Here is a 15,693-nt window from a genome sequence, read left to right as displayed (position 1 = left end):
TAAATGAAGTTGCGCTGATATATTTGGGAAATCGCTGATATAAATTGAATTACTCTTGTACTTTGTTAGAGAAGATATGTAGTGAAACGTTTTTCTAAAATTTGTAAAGATATCTTTACTTGCAACTGGAAAATATTTATAATTAAAGTAAAGATATCTTTACTTTCGAAGGTGGAGCCTATGGGTGTGAAAAATAAAATAAAAGAGTTAAGAAAGCAAAATCATATAACGCAAGTTGAAATGGCAAAGGCGATGCAGGTGACGCGGCAGACGATTGTGGCGATTGAAAACCATCATTATAACCCGAGTCTAGAGTTATCCCTAAAAATCGCCAAATATTTTGGGTTGAAGGTAGAAGAAATATTTACGCTAGAGTAAGGAGAGAAAAAATGGACGATACTAAAAAGTTATTTACCGGTGCGACTTTTGGATTGTTTTTGGGTGATATTATAGTTCATATTATGAATCCGGCTATACCAATTTTATCGCTCGTAATGAGTAACGTTTTGGCGATTCTATTTCTAGTGTTGTATACAAATTACAAAAAGCGTAAGTACAGAAAAGAGGAACTTCCCGATATAGATGAGCGAGTAAATGAAAATATAAAAAAGTATGTAAACGTCTCATTTGTATTCACATTTCTGTTGCTTATTGTTTATATCGTTGTGAGTAAAGTAATAGGCAGAGCTGTTATACCAGTGCAAGAAATATTTATAATATGTAGTTCCTTATTTGCGGGTAGTCTCATCATAGGAGTCATGATAGAGAAACGAGCATAGAGATAGGAGGAATAAAAAATGCAAGATGAGTTTGAGAGATTCCAGTCAGATAAAGCGTTTAAATATGTAGGGTTATTTTTTACGATTAGTTTAGCGATATGGAGTTTATATAATTTAATTGTTGATGGAAATGCTGGTATGCCGTTTGTTTTATTTGTACTAGGGCAGTGGGTGTATTTTCTTGTGAACTATTGGCCGAAGTGGAAATATAGAAATCCAAAAGAGGCTGATCATGCATGAGTAAACAAGATATTATACGGTTCATAGGAAGTTTATTTTTAGCGGGTCTTGTTTTAAATGTGAGTTTAATGATTTTAAGTATGTCGTGGGGAACGATCTTCATATCGAATGTAGTACTAGTTATTTTATATGGTATTTCGGAATATAGAGAACAAAAGTGTTTGAAAGAAGAGGGAGTACCGTCGATTGATGAGCGAGTTGTGAATAAGATGAAGTCGTATTTTACGATTTGTATTACAAGCTTCATTTTCTTGTTCATTATGTATCTTTGTGTAAATAAGTATTTAGATAGGCAAGCAGTACATGTAAATGAGTTATTATATATTGCTATTTTTGGTTTATTAATAAGTATGGCATCGACGAGTGTGTTAGCAACAAGGAATAGATAGAAAAAGGGGAACTGGGATGGGATTACCGGTATTATGTGTCGCTACGGCTATTTTTGCTTTGTTTTGGGGAATGCAAAACTTCTCTCGTAATCCAGTGCCAAGTATTTGTATTATGATTGGTACTGTAGGTTTATCGTATTATTTATTACTATCAGCCCATTATCATAAAACAGCAACGACTGTTGTTGTTGGAGCACTTATTTTATTTTGCGGGCGTGCTGTACAAAAGGGACTATTTCCATAAAAGCTGTTTATACATTTTGTATAAACAGCTTTTTGTATTTTTTTTACAAAACACTTGAAAGTTACGTAACGTCATCTTTTATAATGAAATGGAAGAGGTGATGGTAGTGATTTCAATACAAGAATTGACGAGAGAAACAGGGGTTACAGTACGTACACTACGTTATTATGATCAAATAGATTTATTAAAGCCGAGCGGAAAAACAGAGGGTGGGCATCGGTTATATAGTGAAGCTGACGTTATTCGTTTGCAACAAATTTTATTTTTAAAAGAAATGGGATTTTCATTAAAAGAAGTTGCGAATATGTTAGTAAAAGGTGAGCTGGATTTGAAAAAATCACTTGAAAACCAACTTCGATTTGTACAAGAGGAGCAAAAGAAGTTCAATCGAATGGAGCGTGTTTTACAAGCGGTTGTTTATTCGGTAGATGTAGAGGGAGAACTTGATTGGAAAGTTATGTTTGAACTTATTCAGCTTTCAAAACAGTCTCCTCGTATACGTGAAATATTTCAAAATGAAGTATTTTCAAAGGAAGAACAAAAGTTGCTTCATAATTTGCCGAATATGAGTGAAGAAGATCCGAATGTTTTAGAATGGGTAGATTTATTAAAGCAATTACGTATTTTTATGAAAGAGGGTAAAGAAGCCGCTAGTGATGAGGTACAAAGGGCAATGAAGAGATTAATGCAGAAGTGTTTAGAAATGGCTAATGGTGACGAAGCGTTTTTAGATAAGTTATGGGAGGTTAGAAAATCAAAGGAAGATTCACAGAAAATGAGCATGTATCCAATTGAAGAAGAACTTTTATTATATATGGATGAAGCTTTTCGTATATATGATGAAAAGGAGAGGGATAAATGAGTATACTCGCAGAATATCGTTGGTATTTTTTAATTGGAGCAGAGATTGTATTTTGGTTATCGGCTATCGGTTTCGTTTTACTCCGTTACGGATTCCGTTTGAAGAAGGCGAGCTTTATTATGGGGATTGTACTCCTCGTAAATGAAGTGTTTATTTTAACATTAGGGGCAGTGGACTATTATCAAACAGGAAAGTTCTCTAATTTTCAAATCATTACTGTCATTATTTTATTGTATGCAGTTTTCTACGGGAAAAAGGATTTGAAGAAGCTTGATATATTTGTGCAAAAGCTAGTTGCGAAATGGCGGAATGAACCAGCGCCTATTATTGAAGAACATATAGAATTAACAGGTATGGCCTATGCGAAGCAGGAAATAAAAAATTGGGTATTACATCTTGTTTTATTCGTTGGTGTGCACATATTCTTTTTCTTCGCGTATGGATTTATTCCATTTGAACAATGGGGTAATTGGTTAGAATCGGGAATCGTTTTAAATAAAGCTGCAAGTCGCGTGAGCCAAGTGTGGGCAATTATATTTTTAGTTGATACAGCGATTTCATTTTCATATGTGATTTTTCCGAAGAAGGAGAAAGGAAAAGAAAAGCTACTTTCATAGAGGAAAGTAGCTTTTGCAGTATACAAATAATTCTTATAGGAGAGGATGACAATAGGAAAAAGAAGCAGTTTTATATGTCTATTTCTCTTTAATTTAGTAGCATGTTCACAACCTAACAATGCAATTGATAAGAAGAATGATGTCATTGCAAAAGGGGCAGAAATTTCTAATCTAGATAAATTCGAACAGTTCGTTTTGAATGTGGAACAAGGGAAAGTTGATAAAGTAAGAATTGTACATTACACACATGAAGGGGATCCGATTTTTCAAAAGTTAGAGCATAGTGAGAACGATATACTTTATGTGTCAGATAATAGAAAAGACCAATTTGCTGGTGAGGATAAAGGGTTACATAAAGATAGCTGTAAAAGGATTGTTAAAGAGCAGCGTGAATCACAAACGGCTTATAGGTTAATAGACTGTGTGAATGAAAATGGGCGCAATGGATATGATTTATTATATGTACCTGAAAAATAGAGTTAGTAGAGGAAGGAAGTTTTGACTCCTTCCTTTTTCTATGTATATATTGTCGAAAATTTTACCGAATATCTGTTCGTTTTTTTAGGTTTTTTATGGGCATTCGTGGTAAAATAATAATACAGATTTTTTATGAGGAGGTCGGATTTTACTTGGAACATCAATTTGAAATTATATCAGCGTATTCCCCACAAGGTGACCAGCCAGCGGCTATAGAGAAGCTTGTAGAGGGGATTAATAGTGGAAAGAAAAAGCAAGTGTTGCTTGGAGCGACAGGAACGGGTAAGACATTTACGATTTCAAATGTCATTAAAGAAGTGCAGAAGCCAACACTTGTCATGGCTCATAATAAAACGTTAGCGGGACAGTTATATAGTGAGTTAAAAGACTTTTTCCCGAATAATGCAGTTGAATATTTTGTTAGTTATTACGATTATTATCAGCCAGAAGCGTATGTGCCGCAAACAGATACGTTTATTGAAAAAGACGCGCAGATTAATGATGAAATTGATAAATTGCGTCACTCAGCAACGTCTTCATTATTTGAACGGGATGATGTGATTATTGTTGCAAGTGTTTCGTGTATATATGGTTTAGGTTCTCCAGAAGAATACCGCGAGTTAGTTGTTTCACTTCGAGTTGGTATGGAGAAGGACCGCAATCAATTGCTTCGTGAACTTGTTGATGTGCAATATGGACGTAATGACATTGATTTCAAACGTGGTACATTCCGTGTGCGCGGAGATGTAGTTGAAATTTTCCCAGCATCACTTGACGAGCATTGTATTCGAATTGAATTTTTCGGCGATGAAATCGATCGTATTCGCGAAGTAAATGCATTAACGGGTGAAGTATTAGCAGAACGTGATCATGTAGCAATCTTCCCAGCATCTCACTTCGTTACACGTGAAGAAAAGATGAAGGTCGCTATTGAAAATATTGAAAAAGAATTAGAAGTGCGTTTAAAAGAATTAAATGATAACGGTAAATTGTTAGAAGCGCAGCGTATAGAGCAGCGAACACGTTATGATTTAGAAATGATGCGCGAGATGGGTTTTTGTTCAGGTATTGAAAACTATTCCCGTCATTTAACACTTCGCCCAGCGGGTGCAACGCCATATACGTTATTAGACTATTTCCCGGAAGATTTCTTAATCGTTATGGATGAGTCACACGTATCCGTGCCGCAAGTAAGAGCGATGTATAACGGGGACCAAGCACGTAAGCAAGTGCTTGTGGATCATGGATTTCGTCTGCCATCAGCTTTAGATAATAGGCCGCTCACATTTGATGAGTTTGAAGAGAAAACGAATCAAGTTATTTACGTCTCGGCAACGCCAGGGCCGTATGAGTTAGAGCAGTCGCCAGAAGTAATAGAACAAATTATTCGTCCAACAGGGCTTTTAGATCCGCCAATTGATATACGACCAATCGAAGGACAAATTGACGATTTATTAGGAGAGATTCAAGATCGCATTGCGAAAAATGAACGTGTATTAATTACGACTTTAACGAAGAAGATGTCAGAGGATCTAACAGACTATCTAAAAGATGTAGGAATTAAAGTGAACTATCTTCACTCTGAAATTAAAACGTTAGAACGTATTGAAATTATTCGCGATCTTCGCCTTGGTAAGTTTGATGTTCTTGTTGGTATTAACTTATTAAGAGAAGGATTAGATATTCCGGAAGTATCACTTGTAGCCATTTTAGATGCTGATAAAGAAGGGTTCTTGCGTTCAGAACGTTCATTAATTCAAACAATCGGTCGTGCAGCACGTAATGAAAACGGCCGCGTTATTATGTACGCAGATCGCATAACGAGATCAATGGGAATTGCAATTGAAGAAACGCAGCGTCGTCGTACTATACAAGAAGCTTACAATGAAGAACATGGTATTACACCGAAAACAATTCAAAAAGGTGTGCGTGATGTCATCCGTGCAACGACAGCTGCTGAAGAGACGGAAACATATGAAGCAGCGCCGGCTAAGAAGATGACGAAAAAAGAGCGTGAAAAGACAATTGCGAAGATGGAAGCAGAGATGAAAGAAGCAGCAAAAGCGTTAGACTTCGAGCGTGCAGCTGAGTTAAGAGATTTACTATTAGAATTAAAAGCGGAAGGGTGAACAGAGTGAGCATGAGCAAGGATTTTATTGTTGTAAAAGGTGCTAGAGCACATAACTTAAAAAATATTGATGTAACCATTCCGAGAAATCAGCTTGTCGTTGTAACGGGATTGTCTGGTTCAGGGAAATCATCATTAGCATTTGATACGATTTATGCAGAAGGGCAGCGCAGATACGTAGAATCGTTATCTGCGTATGCGCGTCAGTTTTTAGGACAAATGGATAAGCCGGATGTAGATACGATTGAAGGATTGTCACCAGCGATTTCAATCGATCAAAAAACGACGAGTCGTAATCCACGTTCAACTGTCGGAACGGTAACGGAGATTTATGATTATTTACGTTTATTATTTGCGCGAATTGGTACGCCGATTTGTCCGAATCATGGTATTGAAATTACGTCACAAACAGTAGAGCAGATGGTAGACCGTGTACTTGAATATCCTGAACGTACGAAATTACAAGTTTTAGCTCCTATCGTTTCTGGACGTAAAGGTGCACATGTAAAAGTGCTTGAAGATATTAAGAAGCAAGGGTATGTTCGTGTACGTGTTAACGGTGAAATGCTTGATGTATCTGAAGATATTGCGTTAGATAAAAATAAGAAGCATTCCATTGAAGTTGTAATTGACCGTATTGTTGTAAAAGAAGGAATCGCAAGCCGTCTTGCTGATTCACTTGAAAGTGCATTAAAGCTTGGCGGAGGACGAGTGTTAATTGATGTAATGGGAGAAGAGGAACTTCTATTTAGTGAACATCATGCTTGTCCGCATTGTGGTTTTTCAATCGGGGAATTAGAGCCGCGCATGTTCTCATTCAACAGTCCATTCGGAGCATGTCCTTCTTGTGATGGACTTGGTTCAAAGCTAGAGGTAGATTTAGAGCTTGTTATTCCGAACTGGGATTTATCATTAAATGAACATGCGATTGCTCCGTGGGAACCGACAAGTTCACAATATTACCCACAGCTTTTACAATCTGTATGTAATCATTACGGCGTTGATATGGATATGCCTGTGAAAGATATACCGAAAGATTTATTTGATAAAGTGTTGTACGGAAGCGGAGAAGAGAAAGTTTATTTCCGCTATGTAAATGAATTTGGTCAAGTAAAGGAAAATGAGATTTTATTTGAAGGTGTTATTCCAAATATTGAACGTCGTTATCGTGAGACGAGTTCTGATTATGTCCGTGAGCAAATGGAAAAGTATATGGCAGAACAAGCTTGTCCGAAGTGTAAAGGTGGACGTTTAAAACCTGAGAGTTTAGCTGTTTTTGTTGGTGATAAAACGATTGCTGATGTAACGAAGTATTCTGTTCAAGAAGTACAGGAATTCTTCTCAAGTGTGGAGCTAACAGAGAAACAACAAAAAATTGCTCATTTAATTTTAAGAGAAATTCAGGAGCGCGTTGGATTCTTAGTAAACGTCGGTTTAGACTATTTAACGTTAAGTCGTGCCGCAGGAACTTTATCAGGTGGTGAGGCGCAACGTATTCGTTTAGCGACGCAAATAGGTTCTCGTCTAACTGGCGTACTTTACATTCTTGATGAGCCTTCTATCGGTTTGCATCAGCGCGATAATGACCGTCTTATTCGTACGTTGCAAGAAATGCGCGATTTAGGTAATACGTTAATTGTCGTTGAACATGATGAAGATACGATGATGGCTGCTGACTATTTACTTGATATCGGACCTGGTGCAGGCATTCACGGTGGACAGGTCGTTTCAGCGGGGACGCCGGCTGAAGTGATGCAAGATGAGAATTCATTAACAGGGAAGTATTTAAGTGGTAAAGAGTTTATTCCAGTTCCGCTTGAAAGACGTAAAGGTGACGGGCGTAAAGTAGAGATTGTCGGTGCAAAAGAGAATAACTTAAAGAATGCAAAGATGTCATTCCCACTTGGTACGTTTGTAGCGATAACGGGTGTATCTGGTTCTGGTAAAAGTACGATGATTAATGAAGTACTATATAAATCATTAGCGCAAAAGTTATATAAAGCGAAAGCAAAGCCAGGTACCCATAAAGAAATTAAAGGTCTTGAGCATTTAGATAAAGTAATCGATATCGATCAATCGCCAATCGGACGTACACCACGTTCTAATCCAGCGACGTATACAGGTGTATTCGATGATATTCGTGATGTGTTTGCACAAACGAATGAAGCGAAAGTGCGTGGATATCAAAAAGGACGTTTCAGCTTTAATGTAAAAGGTGGACGTTGTGAAGCGTGCCGTGGTGATGGAATTATTAAAATCGAAATGCACTTCTTACCAGACGTATACGTTCCGTGTGAAGTTTGTCATGGTAAACGTTATAACCGCGAAACGTTAGAAGTGAAGTATAAAGATAAGAACATTTCTGAAGTGTTAGGGATGACAATTGAAGACGGGGTAGAATTCTTCGCTAATATCCCAAAAATTAAGCGTAAACTTCAAACACTTGTAGACGTTGGGCTTGGTTATATGAAATTAGGGCAACCAGCTACGACGTTATCTGGAGGAGAAGCACAGCGCGTGAAATTAGCTTCTGAATTACACCGTCGCTCTACAGGTCGTACGTTATACATTCTAGATGAGCCAACGACTGGTTTACATGCACATGATATCGCGCGTCTTCTAGAGGTATTGCAGCGTCTTGTTGAAAGTGGTGAGACAGTTCTTGTAATTGAGCATAATTTAGATGTTATTAAAACAGCCGATTACATTGTTGACCTTGGACCAGAGGGCGGAGACAAAGGTGGACAAATCGTTGCTTCAGGAACGCCAGAGCAAGTAGTGAAAGAAGAGCGCTCGTATACAGGTAAGTATTTAAAAGAGATTTTAGTTCGTGATAAAGCAAGAATGAAAGAGAAAATAAAAGAAGTAGAGTTATCACAATAAGTGTATTCATAAAAACCGAGTGGAAATGACGCTCGGTTTTTATTTTATCCCGCTATTTGTGGGCGATCCGATTGATTTGACTAATAATCAGTGGGGATGAACAAAATCCCTACTGATTAAAAATTCGCTTTATAGGGGGAGGAAATGGAGTTTATAGATGTTTTAAGAAAGAAAAATATGAAAGTAAGAGAGTTTCAAAATTGGGGTGTATACTTTCGCAAGCGCTGGGAGGATCACTTTGCAAACCATTTAAGTTATGAGGAAAAAGAAGACATTTTCCTTTATGGAGATAAGTATGCATGTGGGTATCTTTGGCACGTATTTAGTTATGAGAAAAAGAATTGTTTAGAGGGTAAAGAAGCGGAGAATGCGTTTCATAATGAAGTGAAAAAGAATTGTTATATATTCTATCAACATTGTGAGGAAGTACTGCTAATAAAGGATGCGAGTTTATTACGTATGGAGGATATATTGTGTGAAATAGATGATGCATATAAAGGCGATATCTATATTGTAGACAAAGATTTCACTTGGACCTTTGTGAAAACGCATGAACATAGATGGTGTGGCCCTTATTTTGTGGGGAGATGTTAGTAGGTATACAAGCGTGAAGAGTAGAATAAGTTGATATAAGTATTTGCATGCTACTTGCGTTTATTATCTATTAGCGTATGATGAAATATATATGTCAAAAGGATGTGTAAGAAAATGAGATGGATTGTATCACTTCTTGTAAATAGCGTTGTGTTAATCGCTGTATCGGGACTTTTAAAAGGGATTGCGCCAGACGCGTTTTACGTAGCAAATATACAAACTGCAATTATTGCGAGTATTATCTTGGCTGTTTTAAATGTGTTCGTAAAACCGTTTTTAATTTTAATTACGCTACCAATTACGGTTGTAACTTTTGGGTTCTTCTTAATTGTTATTAATGCGATTACGTTAAAAATAGCAGATTCATTATTAGGAGATGCATTTAATATATCAGGGTTTGGTGTAGCAATTGTTGCGGCAATTTGTATTTCAATTTTTAATATGATTATTGAAAAGGCAATTGTGGAACCTTTATATGAAAAAAAGAGAAAATGACAAAAAGAAAAACATTTCATGATGTGTATGAAATGTTTTTTTCTATTTAGTAGAAACCGTATTTCTTGTTTCCAGAAAAAAATGGTACAATATCCGGTAGAATGGAATTTTACATCAAATGAGACTGAACCCGCAGCGGAGTGGAGGTTTATACATATGCCGAAAGTAAGGACAAAAGATTTAATTGAACAATTTCAATTGGAGTTAATAAGTGGTGAAGAAGGAATTCATCGTCCGATTGATACAAGTGATTTATCACGACCTGGAATTGAAATGGCCGGATTTTTTACATATTATCCAGCTGATCGCGTACAGCTTCTTGGAAAGACGGAGCTTACGTTCTTTGATACGTTAACAACAGAGCAAAAACAAGAGAGAATGAAAGCGCTTTGTACTGAGGAGACACCATGTATTATTATAACTCGTAATCAAGATGTACCAGACGAGTTATTACAAGCATCACGTGAATCAGGCATGCCTTTATTACGTTCTTCTCAAACGACAACGAGATTATCAAGTCGTTTAACCAATTATTTAGAAGGTAAGTTAGCACCAACAACAGCTGTACATGGTGTGTTAGTAGATATTTACGGTGTTGGTGTTTTAATTACAGGTCAAAGTGGTGTTGGTAAAAGTGAGACAGCTCTTGAACTTGTGAAGCGTGGCCACCGCCTTGTTGCGGATGATAGTGTAGAAATTCGCCAAGAAGATGAAGACACATTAGTAGGAAGCTCACCAGATTTAATTGAGCATTTATTAGAAATTCGTGGTCTAGGTATCATTAACGTTATGACGTTATTCGGTGCAGGGGCAGTGCGAAATTATAAGCGTATTACGCTTGTTATTAATCTTGAAATTTGGGATCAAAAGAAAAATTATGATCGCTTAGGTCTTGATGAAGAGAAGATGAAGATTATTGATACAGAACTTACGAAGATTACACTTCCAGTTCGTCCTGGTCGAAACTTGGCTGTTATTATTGAAGTAGCAGCGATGAACTTCCGTTTAAAACGTATGGGAGTCAATGCAGCACAGCAGTTCTCTGAACGATTAATGAGTGCGATTGAGTTAGGAAATCAGGAGTAAACTTTGGAGAGGGAGGTCATACATATGCTGTTAGGTTCTGTACCACAGCTTGACCGTGTAGCGATCCAACTTGGACCGTTTCCTGTTTATTGGTACGGGATTATTATCGGTACAGGTGTGCTATTAGGTCTTTGGCTAGCAACTCGCGAGGGGGAAAGGCTAGGTATTCCAAAAGATACATTTGTTGACCTTGTATTAATTGCAGTACCGATTGCTATTCTATTTGCGAGAATGTACTATGTTATTTTTGAATGGGAATATTACGCGCAAAATCCGAGTCAAATTATTAATATTCGTCAAGGTGGCTTGGCGATTCATGGTGGTTTAATCGGGGCTGTTATTACAGGGATTCTTTTTGCGAAACGCCGCGGGGTTTCATTCTGGAAGTTGGCTGATATTGCTGCGCCAAGTATTTTACTAGGACAAGCAATTGGCCGATGGGGAAACTTTATGAACCAAGAGGCACATGGTGATGAAGTAACGAGACAGTTTTTAGAAGGCCTTCATTTACCAGATTTCATTATTAATCAAATGTATATTGATGGTGTATACTATCATCCGACGTTTTTATATGAATCACTATGGAATTTTGCAGGTGTCATTTTATTACTTGCATTACGAAAAGTGAATTTACGACGCGGGGAATTATTCTTCACATATTTAATTTGGTATTCAGTAGGGCGCTTCTTCGTAGAAGGCTTACGTACAGATAGTTTAATGCTAGGACCACTTCGTATCGCACAAGTAATGTCAATTGGACTTGTTGTTATTTCTATTATTTTCATTATTGTGAGACGAAAAATGGGGCAAGCTGATAAAAGATATTCGGAAAATTAGAGAAAAGTAGCATCTTATTATAAGGTGCTGCTTCTTTCATATTCAGGAAAGAGAAGGGACTAAGGCAATGAGAATAAATACAGTGTTATTTGATTTAGATGGGACTTTAATTAATACAAACGAACTTATTATTTCTTCTTTTTTACATACGTTACATACATATTATCCAAATCAATATAAGCGTGAAGATGTATTGCCATTCATTGGTCCATCTTTACATGATACTTTCAGCAAGATTGATGAGAACAAGGTTGAGGAGATGATTACATGTTATCGTCAATTTAACCATGAGCATCACGATGAATTAGTGGAAGAATATGAAACTGTATATGAAACAGTTCAAGAGTTGAAGAAGCAAGGCTATAAAGTTGGTATTGTTACAACGAAAGCGAGACAAACCGTTGAAATGGGATTAAAGCTGTCAAAGCTTGATGAATTTTTTGATGTTGTCGTGACAATTGATGATGTAGAGCATGTGAAACCACACCCAGAGCCACTTCAAAAAGCGCTTGAGTTATTAGATGCGAAACCGGAAGAAGCATTGATGGTTGGGGATAACCATCATGATATTGTTGGTGGACAAAATGCGGGTACGAAAACAGCTGCAGTTTCATGGACGTTGAAAGGTAGAGCGTATTTAGAGGCGTACAAGCCGGACTTTATGCTAGATAAAATGAGTGATTTGCTACCGATTTTGTCTAATATGAACCGGTCATAAAGGCCTAAGTAAGTTAGTAGGGGAATTTCCTTATTAACTTACAGTTTCACTTTTTAGTAGAGGAGCGAGTTAAGTGCGACGGACAACGCGCTATCCTGTTTCGGGAGGAAATTCATTATGGAATGTGTATAAAACAGTGTCTTTTTGGAAGGTAATGAAAAACTTTATTATTATCCAAATTGCGCGTTATACACCATTTTTATCCGTCAAGAATTGGTTGTACCGCACATTTTTACGGATGAAAGTCGGAAAGAAAACATCATTTGCGCTTATGGTAATGCCGGACATTATGTTCCCAGAAAAGATAACTGTGGGAGGAAATTCGATTATCGGCTATAATACAACGCTTTTAGCACATGAATATTTAATTCGGGAATACCGACTTGGAGAGATCATCATAGGAAATGAAGTGATGATTGGAGCAAATACGACTATATTACCAGGTGTGAAAATCGGGGATGGCGCGATTGTTTCAGCAGGTACACTTGTTCATAGAGATGTCCCAAGTGGTGCTTTCGTGGGTGGAAATCCAATGCGTGTTATTTATACGAAAGAAGAAATGGATGCTAGAGAAGGCTGATGCCAAAAATGTAACATTTCTCTTCTTTTTTAATGAATAAAAAGGAAATAATTGAGTATAATATACTGTTTTGTTTTTTACGGAATCGTTTATACTTATAGATAGAAGAATGTGTGAACGAAGAAAACAAAAAACTGGAGGATATATGGGGAAAAATCAAGGAATATATAAGGAGAACGGACAAGTTATCTCTTTTAATCAATTAGCGGACTTCTTTTATAAAAAAGGGATGAGGGCTTACAAAGGGCAAAAATTACAAGATGCAATTAAATATTTTCGAAGAGCGGCACAAAGTGAGAAGGAGCCGTTTATTTTATGCCAATTAGCAACAGTATTATCTGAGGCTGGTGAATATCAAGAGTCGAATCAAATCTTCTTTAAGCTTGTTAGATCTAATCCAGAACTGGAACAGTGCTATTATTTTATTGCAAATAATTATGCATATATGGGGCTATTTCAGCAGGCGAAAAAGTATGCGGATCGCTATTTAGAAGTTGCAGAAGAGAAGGAATTTGTAGAAGATACATTAGAATTACTTGAAATTATGGAAGAAGAAGCGATGGGTGCGGAAGAGATTGAGGATGAAGATGATCTAATTGTTATGCAGGAAGAAGCGAATCGTTATATTCGTAATGGACAATTGGAAGAAGCAATTGCTACATTAGAAATTGTTACAAAAGATTATCCGGAATTTTGGTCGGGTCATAATAATTTAGCCATTGCACATTTTCAATCTGGTAATGTAGATAAAGCTCTGAAGTTAACGGAAATGATTTTAGAGAAAAATCCTGGTAATATACATGCGCTTTGTAATACGCTTATTTTCCTATATTCAATTGGAGAGCATAAACAAGTGGAAGCGTTAGCGGAGCAGTTAGTTTCAGTATATCCGATTTCGTTCGAGCATCGTTTGAAACTTGGAACGACACTTGCAACAATTGGTCATTTTGAGCCTGCATATAAATGGTTCAAAGTATTAAAGCGTCAAGGATACGAGGGAGACGTTAGTTTTTATTATTGGTTTGCATATTCTGCTTATATGGTGAAAGATCAGCAAGTAGCTGAAAAAATGTGGCAGCATGTTGTAGAATTGCACCCTGATAAAAAGGGAAAAGAACCGTGGAATGCGCTGAACTTAGCAGATGAAGGACAAAACGTATTATTTGAAGAATTACGAAAATCATTTCAACAAAGTGCGACGCTAGAGGAACAAATGCTAGCTTTATATTTAATGAATGAATTGTCAACGCCAGAGAAGGTGGGATTCTTCTTTGATGTAACGCAGGCGAAGAACGGTGTTCCGATTGTATCGCAACTTGCAAAGTATTTCTTTTTACTTAATAGCCATAAGAGCATTCCAGCTGATTTACAGCAATTTGAACAGTGCGCACAAATTGCGGATGCTTTATATAATTATACGAAAAAAGATGATGAATTAATCGAAGAGTGTTTACAATTTTGGTTTTGTACGTTCATACGTTTATATACATCTGGGGCAGTTTTTACAAATGTATACGGCTGGTCAGCTGCGGTTGAATACATTGTGCGCGGCGAACAAGGAAATAAGATGACACAGTCGGAGCTTGGAGATGTATATAATGTATCTGTAGCGACTGTTCGAAAGTATGTGCAGGCTGTTAAGCGTACGCACACATAGGGTAAGCAAATCATTGGGAAAAAAATGATGCTAACAGTATAATGAGGGTAACTTAATTGTGTAGGAATGAATAGGAGTGAATAGTGTGTCAGAAGAAAAAATTTATGATGTCATTATTATTGGTGCAGGACCAGCTGGTATGACAGCTGCAGTATATACATCTCGTGCGAATTTAAGCACATTAATGCTTGAGCGTGGTATCCCAGGTGGACAAATGGCAAACACAGAAGATGTAGAAAACTATCCAGGTTATGAGTCTATTTTAGGACCAGACTTATCAAATAAAATGTTCGAGCATGCGAAGAAATTTGGTGCTGAATATGCATACGGTGATGTGAAAGCAGTCATCGATGGTAAAGAATACAAAACAATTATTGCTGGCAAAAAAGAATATAAAGCACGTGCAATTATCGTTGCAAGCGGTGCAGAATATAAAAAAATTGGTGTGCCAGGCGAAGCTGAACTTGGCGGCCGCGGTGTATCATATTGTGCGGTATGTGATGGGGCTTTCTTTAAAGGAAAAGAACTTGTAGTTATTGGTGGCGGAGATTCTGCTGTTGAAGAGGGTGTGTTCTTAACACGCTTCGCATCGAAGGTAACAATCGTTCACCGTCGTGACACTCTTCGTGCACAGAAAATTTTACAAGATCGTGCTTTCCAAAACGAGAAAGTTGATTTCATTTGGAATCACACTATAAAAGAAATTAACGATGCAAATGGTAAAGTGGGAAGCGTAACACTTGTAGACGTAAACAGTGGAGAAGAGAAAGAAGTCAAAACTGATGGCGTGTTCATCTACATCGGTATGTTACCACTATCAAAACCATTTGTTGAACTGGGTATTACAAATGAAAATGGTTACCTTGAAACAAATGAGCGTATGGAAACGAAAGTTCCTGGTATTTTCGCAGCTGGAGATGTTCGTGAAAAAATGCTACGTCAAATTGTAACTGCAACAGGTGATGGTAGTATCGCAGCACAAAGTGCACAACATTACGTAGAAGAATTATTAGAAGAACTAAAAACAGTATCAGAAAAATAAGGGATAACATGCCTTTTGAGAAGAAAGCTACCGATAGGAGCTTTCTTTTTTTTTTTTGTGAAAAT

At 37.1% G+C, this 15,693-nt stretch carries 18 protein-coding genes; all 18 read left to right on the top strand.

What is annotated here, in order from left to right:
• Positions 1 to 180: 180 nt before the first annotated feature.
• Positions 181 to 378, top strand: a complete 198-nt coding sequence (locus KVT31_RS13930; RefSeq protein ID WP_000538362.1) for a helix-turn-helix transcriptional regulator — start codon at positions 181 to 183, stop codon at positions 376 to 378.
• Between the two features lie 11 nt (positions 379 to 389).
• Positions 390 to 779, top strand: a complete 390-nt coding sequence (locus tag KVT31_RS13925; protein WP_088098388.1) for a hypothetical protein — start codon at positions 390 to 392, stop codon at positions 777 to 779.
• An 18-nt stretch (positions 780 to 797) separates the two neighbouring features.
• Entirely contained in the window at positions 798 to 1,019 is a 222-nt protein-coding gene (locus KVT31_RS13920) for a hypothetical protein (protein ID WP_088098387.1), read from the top strand.
• Positions 1,016 to 1,408 (top strand): ATPase, encoded by a 393-nt coding sequence (locus tag KVT31_RS13915; protein ID WP_088098386.1) that lies wholly within the window; start codon positions 1,016 to 1,018, stop codon positions 1,406 to 1,408. The genes KVT31_RS13920 and KVT31_RS13915 overlap by 4 nt, the downstream gene beginning before the upstream one ends.
• 16 nt (positions 1,409 to 1,424) lie before the next feature.
• Positions 1,425 to 1,652, top strand: coding sequence for a hypothetical protein (locus KVT31_RS13910; protein ID WP_088098385.1), 228 nt, complete (start codon positions 1,425 to 1,427; stop codon positions 1,650 to 1,652).
• A 100-nt stretch (positions 1,653 to 1,752) separates the two neighbouring features.
• Entirely contained in the window at positions 1,753 to 2,514 is a 762-nt protein-coding gene (locus tag KVT31_RS13905) for a MerR family transcriptional regulator (protein WP_140392600.1), read from the top strand.
• A complete protein-coding gene (locus KVT31_RS13900) occupies positions 2,511 to 3,131 on the top strand; it encodes a hypothetical protein (protein WP_088098383.1) in 621 nt (206 codons plus the stop codon). Before KVT31_RS13905 ends, KVT31_RS13900 begins: the two co-directional genes overlap by 4 nt.
• 45 nt (positions 3,132 to 3,176) lie before the next feature.
• Complete coding sequence (locus tag KVT31_RS13895; protein WP_088098382.1) at positions 3,177 to 3,608, top strand: DUF4362 domain-containing protein; 432 nt, start codon at positions 3,177 to 3,179, stop codon at positions 3,606 to 3,608.
• A 152-nt stretch (positions 3,609 to 3,760) separates the two neighbouring features.
• The gene (gene uvrB / locus KVT31_RS13890; RefSeq protein ID WP_088098381.1) at positions 3,761 to 5,737 is read left to right on the top strand and encodes an excinuclease ABC subunit B; all 1,977 of its coding nucleotides are present in this window, start codon (positions 3,761 to 3,763) and stop codon (positions 5,735 to 5,737) included.
• 11 nt (positions 5,738 to 5,748) lie between these two features.
• Positions 5,749 to 8,619, top strand: a complete 2,871-nt coding sequence (gene uvrA / locus KVT31_RS13885) for an excinuclease ABC subunit UvrA (RefSeq protein WP_140392605.1) — start codon at positions 5,749 to 5,751, stop codon at positions 8,617 to 8,619.
• Positions 8,620 to 8,763: 144 nt separating this feature from the next.
• Positions 8,764 to 9,213 (top strand): DUF4275 family protein, encoded by a 450-nt coding sequence (locus tag KVT31_RS13880; protein WP_088098379.1) that lies wholly within the window; start codon positions 8,764 to 8,766, stop codon positions 9,211 to 9,213.
• A gap of 114 nt (positions 9,214 to 9,327) precedes the next feature.
• Positions 9,328 to 9,708, top strand: coding sequence for a phage holin family protein (locus KVT31_RS13875; protein WP_001267308.1), 381 nt, complete (start codon positions 9,328 to 9,330; stop codon positions 9,706 to 9,708).
• Between the two features lie 156 nt (positions 9,709 to 9,864).
• Entirely contained in the window at positions 9,865 to 10,794 is a 930-nt protein-coding gene (hprK, locus tag KVT31_RS13870) for an HPr(Ser) kinase/phosphatase (protein WP_001127251.1), read from the top strand.
• Positions 10,795 to 10,818: 24 nt separating this feature from the next.
• The gene (gene lgt / locus KVT31_RS13865) at positions 10,819 to 11,631 is read left to right on the top strand and encodes a prolipoprotein diacylglyceryl transferase (protein WP_000924233.1); all 813 of its coding nucleotides are present in this window, start codon (positions 10,819 to 10,821) and stop codon (positions 11,629 to 11,631) included.
• 67 nt (positions 11,632 to 11,698) lie between these two features.
• Positions 11,699 to 12,349, top strand: a complete 651-nt coding sequence (gene ppaX / locus KVT31_RS13860) for a pyrophosphatase PpaX (RefSeq protein WP_063259555.1) — start codon at positions 11,699 to 11,701, stop codon at positions 12,347 to 12,349.
• Positions 12,350 to 12,422: 73 nt separating this feature from the next.
• On the top strand, positions 12,423 to 12,929 hold the full coding sequence (locus KVT31_RS13855; protein WP_088098378.1) for an acyltransferase: 507 nt from the start codon (positions 12,423 to 12,425) through the stop codon (positions 12,927 to 12,929).
• 145 nt (positions 12,930 to 13,074) lie between these two features.
• Entirely contained in the window at positions 13,075 to 14,586 is a 1,512-nt protein-coding gene (locus KVT31_RS13850; protein ID WP_088098377.1) for a tetratricopeptide repeat protein, read from the top strand.
• An 85-nt stretch (positions 14,587 to 14,671) separates the two neighbouring features.
• Complete coding sequence (gene trxB, locus KVT31_RS13845; protein WP_001288064.1) at positions 14,672 to 15,628, top strand: thioredoxin-disulfide reductase; 957 nt, start codon at positions 14,672 to 14,674, stop codon at positions 15,626 to 15,628.
• Positions 15,629 to 15,693 lie beyond the last annotated feature (65 nt).

The sequence above is a fragment of the Bacillus sp. GbtcB14 genome, assembly GCF_019091205.1.
Lineage (GTDB): Bacteria > Bacillota > Bacilli > Bacillales > Bacillaceae_G > Bacillus_A > Bacillus_A cereus_AG.
This window is presented reverse-complemented; position numbering and strand designations above follow the sequence as displayed.

What these genes read in the sequence shown, in the direction of transcription:
- KVT31_RS13930 (WP_000538362.1), top strand. Translation starts at nt 181, where the DNA reads ATGGGTGTGAAAAATAAAATAAAAGAGTTAAGAAAGCAAAATCATATA.
- KVT31_RS13925 (WP_088098388.1), top strand. Translation starts at nt 390, where the DNA reads ATGGACGATACTAAAAAGTTATTTACCGGTGCGACTTTTGGATTGTTT.
- KVT31_RS13920 (WP_088098387.1), top strand. Translation starts at nt 798, where the DNA reads ATGCAAGATGAGTTTGAGAGATTCCAGTCAGATAAAGCGTTTAAATAT.
- KVT31_RS13915 (WP_088098386.1), top strand. Translation starts at nt 1,016, where the DNA reads ATGAGTAAACAAGATATTATACGGTTCATAGGAAGTTTATTTTTAGCG.
- KVT31_RS13910 (WP_088098385.1), top strand. Translation starts at nt 1,425, where the DNA reads ATGGGATTACCGGTATTATGTGTCGCTACGGCTATTTTTGCTTTGTTT.
- KVT31_RS13905 (WP_140392600.1), top strand. Translation starts at nt 1,753, where the DNA reads ATGGTAGTGATTTCAATACAAGAATTGACGAGAGAAACAGGGGTTACA.
- KVT31_RS13900 (WP_088098383.1), top strand. Translation starts at nt 2,511, where the DNA reads ATGAGTATACTCGCAGAATATCGTTGGTATTTTTTAATTGGAGCAGAG.
- KVT31_RS13895 (WP_088098382.1), top strand. Translation starts at nt 3,177, where the DNA reads ATGACAATAGGAAAAAGAAGCAGTTTTATATGTCTATTTCTCTTTAAT.
- uvrA (WP_140392605.1), top strand. Translation starts at nt 5,749, where the DNA reads ATGAGCAAGGATTTTATTGTTGTAAAAGGTGCTAGAGCACATAACTTA.
- KVT31_RS13880 (WP_088098379.1), top strand. Translation starts at nt 8,764, where the DNA reads ATGGAGTTTATAGATGTTTTAAGAAAGAAAAATATGAAAGTAAGAGAG.
- KVT31_RS13875 (WP_001267308.1), top strand. Translation starts at nt 9,328, where the DNA reads ATGAGATGGATTGTATCACTTCTTGTAAATAGCGTTGTGTTAATCGCT.
- hprK (WP_001127251.1), top strand. Translation starts at nt 9,865, where the DNA reads ATGCCGAAAGTAAGGACAAAAGATTTAATTGAACAATTTCAATTGGAG.
- lgt (WP_000924233.1), top strand. Translation starts at nt 10,819, where the DNA reads ATGCTGTTAGGTTCTGTACCACAGCTTGACCGTGTAGCGATCCAACTT.
- ppaX (WP_063259555.1), top strand. Translation starts at nt 11,699, where the DNA reads ATGAGAATAAATACAGTGTTATTTGATTTAGATGGGACTTTAATTAAT.
- KVT31_RS13850 (WP_088098377.1), top strand. Translation starts at nt 13,075, where the DNA reads ATGGGGAAAAATCAAGGAATATATAAGGAGAACGGACAAGTTATCTCT.